The organism is Flagellimonas zhangzhouensis, assembly GCF_900102925.1.
Lineage (GTDB): Bacteria > Bacteroidota > Bacteroidia > Flavobacteriales > Flavobacteriaceae > Flagellimonas > Flagellimonas zhangzhouensis.
Genome location: NZ_FNKI01000002.1, coordinates 1,463,058 through 1,470,829 on the forward strand (window position 1 = coordinate 1,463,058; position 7,772 = coordinate 1,470,829).

Here is a 7,772-nt window from a genome sequence, read left to right on the forward strand (position 1 = left end):
CACAAGTTAGATGTGGATTATTAATATTCCTATGATTTTAGTCATAAATAACTGTATTTCAGCTATTTATAATCTTTAAAAAGTAACATTAGTTACATAAATAGGCTTTAATGCTGATTTACAAAACGATACAAATCGTCTGTGGCCTGAAGTAGCTTTCCTTTTAATGCAGGTTGAAGGTTGGGATGTGATGATAGGTATTCGTTCACGTATTCCATAGCTTCTTTAGATTGATATTGACCTACTGTTGAAGACAGCCATCGTTTTGGGAAAAAGATATCACCTGTTTGTTGGATTTCCTCCAATAAATCCAAGGCCATGGGCACATGTTTTATTGCCGTTTCTTGGCGTAATGGATGATGGATAAAATCACAAGCAGTCAAAACCCAAGATTCCTTTTCTCGATTTTTAGCTTCTTTCAAAGAGCGAAAAAATGCATCCCTCACCAAACTATCGGAAGAAAGTGCAGGCATAAAAAATTCAAATCGATCGATTTTATCCTGATTCGTTAGTTCCCCTTTAGCAGTGACCAAAATATTCTGGGCATCCTCATGTCCGTAAAGTGCCAAACTCATTGCCATCCCAGTATAATCATCTTGATTGAGCTTTAAGTCAGCTATCTCCAACTCTTTGCTCCAAAGACGATATAACTTTTCTTTTGCCTCATCGGAATAGGCTAGTCCTTTCCAAATATCAAAAATGTTCTTTTTAATGTTGGCATCCTTGTTTTGTTTTTGGAGTTGTTGCCATAAAATATTTTCTATGATAGGCTGTTGGGCTTCGCGTTCTTCTTGTGTTAGAAAATTCCAAAAAATGCTACTTGTCTCGCCACAGATCATTCCATGAATAAACTCATTCTCCTCTTCTTGAATACCCGTCATCAATAAATCCAAATTTTCATGAGGCTTAAAATTGCCAGCCAAGGTATTTTCATAGCTGTTCAAATAGGCATATCCCCTTGCTACTTCATGCTCCAAATAGGGTATCACATGGGCATCTATCATACTAATTGGAAACAGACCGTAACCAAAAGCATCTGAATTATAGATGATAGCATCGGGTTTGGCAATTCCCTCGGCAGATGCAACAGCTATGCTTTTGCTATCCATGTCTACAGGAATCACATGGGTACTGTCCTTATACACCAATGAAACTTCAAAGGTTTGTGGCCAAAATTTATCGCTGCCATCCTCAGCTTGCTGTGAAATGGAAAAGTTTTTGATTTTACCATCTGCATAACTAATGTCTTGCTTGATAATGGGTCTTCCTGATTGATTTACCCAAACTTCACTCCATTTTTTGATATCCTTTGTGCTTCTTTTGTCCAAAATATCCACCAAATCGTTCCAAGTAGCATTACCATAAGCATAATTGGCAATATATTCTCGAATGCCTTCCCTAAATTCAGCTTCTCCCAAAGTAGCTTCCAACTGACGCATCATTATAGGAGCTTTATTATAAATAATGCCACCATAAAGGTTGCCCGCATTCTTTAAATTATCAAGCTTTTGTCTGATAGGATTGGTACCTCTGGTTCTATCCTCGCCATACGCCCCACGGTAATGGGAAATCATAAATTGTAACTTGTGGTTGATATCTGGAAAGGTTGGATTTACAATTTTATCTGCCATAAAATTGGCAAACACCTCTTTCATCCATACATCATTGAACCAATCCATTGTGACCATATCGCCAAACCACATATGGGATGTTTCGTGAGCAATGAGCTTTGCGCCACCCATGCGTCTGCGTTCGGTGGCACTTTCATCCATAAAAATGGAATTCTGGTTGTATTGTATAGCGCCTACATGCTCCATTCCCCCATATTGAAATCCTGGAATTGCAGCATAATCCAACTTTTTAAAGGGAAAATCGTAGTTGGTGTATCCCTTTAAGAAATCGATGGACCTTTGATGTAAATCATAAATAACGGGAATGCTATAGTCGACTTTGGCAGTGTCCGTTTCCCGATACAACAAGGTCATGTCAAAAAATCCTGGGTTTTCAGTCACGGTTTGAAACTTTCCTGCTACCATCGAGAACAAATATGTACTCATAGGGTCACTTTCTTCAAACTGAAAATGTACTCGCCCCTCCTCTTCATTTGATTTGACTTTTAATGGGGCACCAGTAATTACCGTCCAATCATTTGGTGCAATCACATCCAAAATGTATTTCGCCTTGATGTTGGGCTGGTCAAAACAAGGAAATAATGTACTTGCTCTGTCAGGCACTAAAAGCGTGTACAAAAAATCTTGATTTCGATTAAGGGATAATTCACCCGCATTGAAACCAATTTCTATGTGGTTTTCTCCTTTCTGAAGGTTTTCCGTAATGATCAAATGTTCTTTTTGATGAACAATCTTTTGATTTTCCCCATTAACTACAAGCCTTTTTAAAAGATGGGCATCAGCATTAAAATCTAAATAAAGTGGTTGGGATAGGTCATTAATTGTTATATCGAGTACTAAAGTGGATGAGATCGGATTCTCAATCTCTTCAGGAATATTAAAGGATAAGGCGTAAACTACATCGGAAACCTGTTGTTTACGATAGGTGGCCATTTCCAATGGAATTCCCACATCTAACAAATCTATATCGGGTGTATTTTGACATGATACGAAAAGTACCAATGCAAGGGGGAACATTAGTTTCATTTTCAAAGCAAGAAGGTTGATTTTAAGGCCAAAAGGTACCAAAAATTAAGAAATCAAACTAAACACTAATTAAAACTTACAGGTTGATCTTAATTTAGTCTCTTACAACAAAATTAATTTTATCCACTCCTGTGTTTCCTGTTGTGGCATTATAAGCGTACACTGTGATTTGGTAATACCCAGTTTCTTTGATTTCCAACTGACCGTCGAAGGTATTTTGTTTGGGGTTCGTCAAGGTGATTTCACCCATATTTTTACCATCTTTTTGTATTAAGGCCTTAACTTCCATTTGGTTTGAATCCCATATTCCCTCCTTTTCAATGGGACAACCGCACATCATCACAATATTGGCTTCAATTTTTACTCCTGTCTTTACAACCGATTCCAATGCTATGTATTGATGGGTATTAGGTGTTAAAATATCAATCACAAATCCAGGAATCTCCACCACTACTCCATCTCCTAAAATATCCTTACCTGGAATTAACCAAAGTTGGGTGCTTGCTTTAACCTGAGCGTTCTTTTTGTTTACTGGTGAGACTACTTCCACATTTACATAAGTGGGCTCGTCAATATCGATAACAGCAAGAAATCCTGCTGTTTTTTCATCTGACAATAAGGTGAAACGCTCATGGGCACTTTTCATGATCAATCCCGTATTTCCTGTACTGCCCGTAGTTTTTCCTTCTGCCAATATTTGGCCATTCAAACTATTTCTAACAATTACATATGCCCCACCGATGGAACTGCCCACAAATTTGGCATCTTTTGCTTTTGCCCGAACCATTAGTTTGGTTTCGGTAGCAAATACATTTATACAGATTGAAAATAGGGCAAGGAATAGAATCGATTTCTTCATTTTGAGGAGTTTTTCGACCCTAAACTTACAATTTTTGAAGCTTAAAATATCACCTATCGTACAAAAGTTGAAGCTCCCTATCTGCGGCATCAATGAGTTCCTTTAGGTAAGGGATTTCCTTTTTAGAGCAGGAATGTGTTAGATAAAATTGGGAACTTTCAATAAGTCTTTTACAATAGGCTATTTGTTGTGGCACGGATAATTCGCAAATCGACTGAGCATACAAATTATCCAATTGACATAAGGAGGGCTTTACTGGGGGAATTTTAAAAATTTTGAACATGATAATAAAAGCGCTTGGTTGGTTGCAAATTAATTATCAAAAATTAAGCCAAGCTTTACAGCACTACTCCTCTACCCGTAACATAAACCCTCTTCGGTTTACGTTAACAATGCTCAATCTCTTATCCTTAGCCAAGTGTTTTCTTAGGTGTGAAACAAAAACATTTAAGCTCTTTTTATTAAAGTAATCGTTCTTGTCCCAAATGGTGGTCAAAATTTCTTTGTGGGTACATAATTGATTTTGATTCTTGGCCAAAAGGGCCAAAAGGTCAAACTCTTTGCCCGTTAGTTTTATCAATTCATTTTTATATCTCAACTCGAAATTGTCCATATTTAGCGTATAATCTCCCATATAATATTCAGATGCATGCTCTTCCTCTTCTTCGGATGTGGACAAGCGGGATAGCAAAGCATTAATGCGGACCACCAATTCTTCTTCGTCTATGGGCTTTTTAAGATAATCCACAGCCCCCAAAGAAAACCCCTTCAGCACATCAATCTTGAGCGAACGTGCCGTTAAAAATAGAAAAGGTAGTTCTGGATTTATCCCCTTTATTTTTTGTGATAGTTCAAAACCATCCATATCAGGCAGCATTACATCCAAAATGGCTAGGTCAAAGGCATTCGATTTGGTTTTGACAATGGCCTCTTCCGCAGTTTTCGCCCATACCACATTAAAATTCTTCATTCCCAAATATTCTGAAAGCAAATACCCCAACGAGCTATCATCTTCCACCAAAATCAATTTGTACTTTTTATCCATTTTTCAACAATTTTAGGGAAATGGTAAAAGTTGTTCCTTTTCCCAATTCGCTTTCTACCCCAATTTTACCACGGTGCATCTTTATTATCTTTTGCACATAATACAAACCCAAACCATAGCCTTTTACTTTATGTACATCTCCATTTTTAATCCGATAATATTTTCTAAATATTCTGCTTGTATCTTGTTTAGCTATGCCTTGCCCATTATCAGATATCTCGATGTTCAGCCTTCCTCTTACTTTGTAAGATTTTAATTTGATAATGGGGTAATCAGAGTACTTTTTTGCATTTTCCAGTAAGTTGACAATTACATTTTCCAAATGGAATTTTTCTGCCCGAATTGGATAATTACCTTCCTCCAAATCAAATTGAAACGCCATGTCATCATGTTTAGCCAAAAGCGCAAAATCCTCACAAATACGTTGCAACTCATGTCTAAAATCAAAGGTTGAAAACTGAAGCACATTCTTGCCCGATTCCAAACTGGCCAATTCCAATACCTTATCTATGTGCTTTTTAAGACGATCAGATTCACGTCTGATCAATTCCACTATTGTTCTTTTGTTCTCAGGCAAATCTTCTTCCAATATTTTGGTGGCCAATCCAATTGAAAAAACTGGTGTTTTGAGTTCGTGCGTCAGATTATTAATAAAGTCGTTAGTGGTGGTAATAATACTACTTTGCCAATAAAAAGAACGAAGTACCCAAATCACCACGATTATAATCAACAATAAGAAAATAAGACCTGGTATGGTTAACCCATTTAATTGACCCATAAAATATTTGTTCAGGTCGTTAAAACCCAATTCGAGGATAATTTCCTTTTCCAGCAATTCGGGTAAATACCCTTCCAATTTAATGGGATAGGTAAGCATTTCGTCATCCGCTTTAAAAGAATCCACGGAAGTGAGGTAGGTTATGGAATCACGTGAATACAATCTATAAGAAAACGGGGCGTCTATCCCCGAAACCCCTAATTGATATTCCACATAATCGTTCAAATAAAATTGGGAAACTTTTTGAAGACTATCCAGACCAATTTTTAACTCGGAGGTATCTTTTTGTATGGCATTACCTAAGGTATAGGTCAAAGAGTTTAATTCGGATAATTCACTATTTATATGATCTCTAGCAATATCAATCTTCTCTGAAAATTGCGCTTTTGCCAATCCCAAACCAACCTTTAAAAATTGATATTGCACCACCAAAAGTCCTATCACAGACATGATAAATACTACAATATAAATGTTTCTTTTAGTCGGCATTATGCGAAGTAAACAAAAAAATAGCATCAATTTACCCATTGGTTAATCCTATTAATCTTTCATTAACCTTTTTGATCTATTGTTAATCCCTGTGCTTTATATTAAAGATTAAATTTGATAAAGTTTATTTAAGACATATATAGTAGCGAATCCATTAAACCGACCAATTTCTGGTCGGTTTTTTGTTTGTAACTGTTTTACTTCCTATAGATTCCCTTTAAAGTTGTTTATCGATTATCTTTGCAATCCAAATTTTAGGCATGATCAGTTTTTTCCAGAAAAAAGTTTATATGGTGGATTATCTTCATGGATTGGTGGATATCCATAATCATATTCTCCCTGGAATTGACGATGGGGCTAAAACGGTGGAAGAATCCATCGCATTGCTCAAATCTTTCTCCGAATTTGGGATGACGAGGTTCATTTGCACTCCGCATATAATGAATAATCTTTATGACAATACGCCTAGGACTATATCCGATTCATATAAATTATTATCTAATGAGTTAGATAAAAAAGGTATTTCTGATTTTCAGATTGATTATGCTGCAGAGCATATGATTGATGATAATTTTGAAACCATTTTAGCAAAAGATGAAGTTTTGCCTATTGGAAAGCATCACTTACTTGTAGAGATGTCATATTTGCAACCATCTTTTAATTTTGATATTGCGGTAGATAAAATTGCCAAAAACAAATATTTTCCTGTTTTAGCTCATCCTGAGCGATACATGTATTTTCATGGTAAATATGGAAAATATGAATTGATGAAAGCCAATGGTATTCAATTTCAATTGAATCTATTGTCCCTTAGCTCTGATTCTTATGGTAGTAATGTGCAAAAAACTGCTGAGAAACTCTTAAGTGATGGGTTAATTGATTTTGTCGGTACTGATGTTCACAACCAAAGACATTTAAGTTTGCTTAAAAATATTAAATTATCCAACAAAACTCTCGATAAGTTACTTCCTATTATAGAGAATACCATCCAAACTTTTTATTAAGGTTTTCCTTTGAAAAGAATAAGCACTTCGGCTTGTACAGCACAATAGTCCTCTAAAATTAAAACCCTTCTTTCAGTAATATGCCAAAAGAAGGGCTTGATCTTAATTATGGTGAAATTTGAATCTTATTTTCTAACAATCATTTGCTTGAAATATGTTTTGCCATCTTGGGTCAAAATTCCTAAATGATAAACAGCTGCTTGCAAACTTTGTATTGGTAACGTATAGTCACTTCCATCTTTAAACTCTGTAGGACTAAAAGAACGAACCAATTGACCTGTTGAATCAAAAATTCTGATATCCATAACTTCAGAAATAAGTGACTTTGTTGAAATAGTTATCTGAGTAGCTCCTGGGTTTGGATATAAAATAATATCGAATGGGATAACCTCATCAACATTTCCCATACTATCCAATGATTCCTCTAAATTTTGAGAATCAATTCCTTTAGCTGTTGCACCTGAAACAATTGAAAATTCTATCGTCAATGGCTGACCAATGGTTACTCCCCCACTGGACCCGGTGGCACTTAGTATATAATCTCCCAATGGCAAATCCACTTGGTTATAGTTTCCAGAGATGTCCCCAAATAGCGCGTATGGTGCCACTCCTTCACTTTTGGTGTTAGACACCGGACCCGTAAGAACAAACGATACTCTTCCTGTATTCTCCGATGCATTGGCTCTGATATTAAGGTCTAATCCCCCGGTAGTTCCGAAATCTAGCACTTGACCATCCACCAATTCAAACATATCAGAATTATTTAATGCATCAATCAATGTAAAACTCAAAACACCTTCGGTTATTGGACCTGTAACACTTATGGTCACCGTATCCGTATCCGTCTGGGCTTCACCATCGGTTACCGTGAGCTCTGCTATGTAAACACCTGCAGATGTATAGGTATGAACTGGATCTGCCTCTGTTGAACTGTTCCCAT

7 protein-coding genes are annotated in these 7,772 nt (G+C 36.4%); 1 reads left to right on the forward strand and 6 read right to left on the reverse strand.

The genetic code is table 11. The features are described from left to right. Nucleotides 1-107 precede the first annotated feature (107 nt). From BLQ18_RS13505 to BLQ18_RS13525, 5 genes are all read right to left on the reverse strand, one after another. The gene (locus BLQ18_RS13505) at nucleotides 108-2,657 is read right to left on the reverse strand and encodes a M1 family metallopeptidase (RefSeq protein ID WP_090297353.1); all 2,550 of its coding nucleotides are present in this window, start codon (nucleotides 2,655-2,657) and stop codon (nucleotides 108-110) included. A gap of 94 nt (nucleotides 2,658-2,751) precedes the next feature. After that, nucleotides 2,752-3,516 (reverse strand): hypothetical protein, encoded by a 765-nt coding sequence (locus BLQ18_RS13510; protein WP_090297356.1) that lies wholly within the window; start codon nucleotides 3,514-3,516, stop codon nucleotides 2,752-2,754. 49 nt (nucleotides 3,517-3,565) lie between these two features. Then, nucleotides 3,566-3,799 carry a hypothetical protein gene (locus BLQ18_RS13515; RefSeq protein WP_090297359.1) on the reverse strand — a complete coding sequence of 78 codons (234 nt, stop codon included), beginning with the start codon at nucleotides 3,797-3,799 and terminating at the stop codon, nucleotides 3,566-3,568. 63 nt (nucleotides 3,800-3,862) lie between these two features. Then, nucleotides 3,863-4,561: a response regulator transcription factor gene (locus BLQ18_RS13520; protein WP_090297366.1), complete on the reverse strand. Its 699-nt coding sequence runs from the start codon at nucleotides 4,559-4,561 to the stop codon at nucleotides 3,863-3,865. Next, nucleotides 4,554-5,828, reverse strand: a complete 1,275-nt coding sequence (locus tag BLQ18_RS13525) for a sensor histidine kinase (protein ID WP_090297371.1) — start codon at nucleotides 5,826-5,828, stop codon at nucleotides 4,554-4,556. The genes BLQ18_RS13520 and BLQ18_RS13525 overlap by 8 nt, the downstream gene beginning before the upstream one ends. 260 nt (nucleotides 5,829-6,088) lie before the next feature. Here BLQ18_RS13525 and BLQ18_RS13530 point away from each other — a divergent pair, with 260 nt between their 5' ends. Then, the gene (locus BLQ18_RS13530) at nucleotides 6,089-6,832 is read left to right on the forward strand and encodes a tyrosine-protein phosphatase (protein WP_090297374.1); all 744 of its coding nucleotides are present in this window, start codon (nucleotides 6,089-6,091) and stop codon (nucleotides 6,830-6,832) included. Nucleotides 6,833-6,957: 125 nt separating this feature from the next. On the opposite strand, the gene BLQ18_RS13535 is transcribed toward BLQ18_RS13530, so the two are convergent. Further along, nucleotides 6,958-7,772, reverse strand: an 815-nt coding sequence (locus tag BLQ18_RS13535; RefSeq protein WP_139150400.1) for a T9SS type A sorting domain-containing protein, incomplete at its 5' end; no start/stop codon positions are given.

Bases quoted from the DNA above. Each gene is read 5' to 3' on its own strand.
- BLQ18_RS13505 (WP_090297353.1), bottom strand. From the start codon at position 2,657: ATGAAACTAATGTTCCCCCTTGCATTGGTACTTTTCGTATCATGTCAA.
- BLQ18_RS13510 (WP_090297356.1), bottom strand. From the start codon at position 3,516: ATGAAGAAATCGATTCTATTCCTTGCCCTATTTTCAATCTGTATAAAT.
- BLQ18_RS13515 (WP_090297359.1), bottom strand. From the start codon at position 3,799: ATGTTCAAAATTTTTAAAATTCCCCCAGTAAAGCCCTCCTTATGTCAA.
- BLQ18_RS13520 (WP_090297366.1), bottom strand. From the start codon at position 4,561: ATGGATAAAAAGTACAAATTGATTTTGGTGGAAGATGATAGCTCGTTG.
- BLQ18_RS13525 (WP_090297371.1), bottom strand. From the start codon at position 5,828: ATGCCGACTAAAAGAAACATTTATATTGTAGTATTTATCATGTCTGTG.
- BLQ18_RS13530 (WP_090297374.1), top strand. From the start codon at position 6,089: ATGATCAGTTTTTTCCAGAAAAAAGTTTATATGGTGGATTATCTTCAT.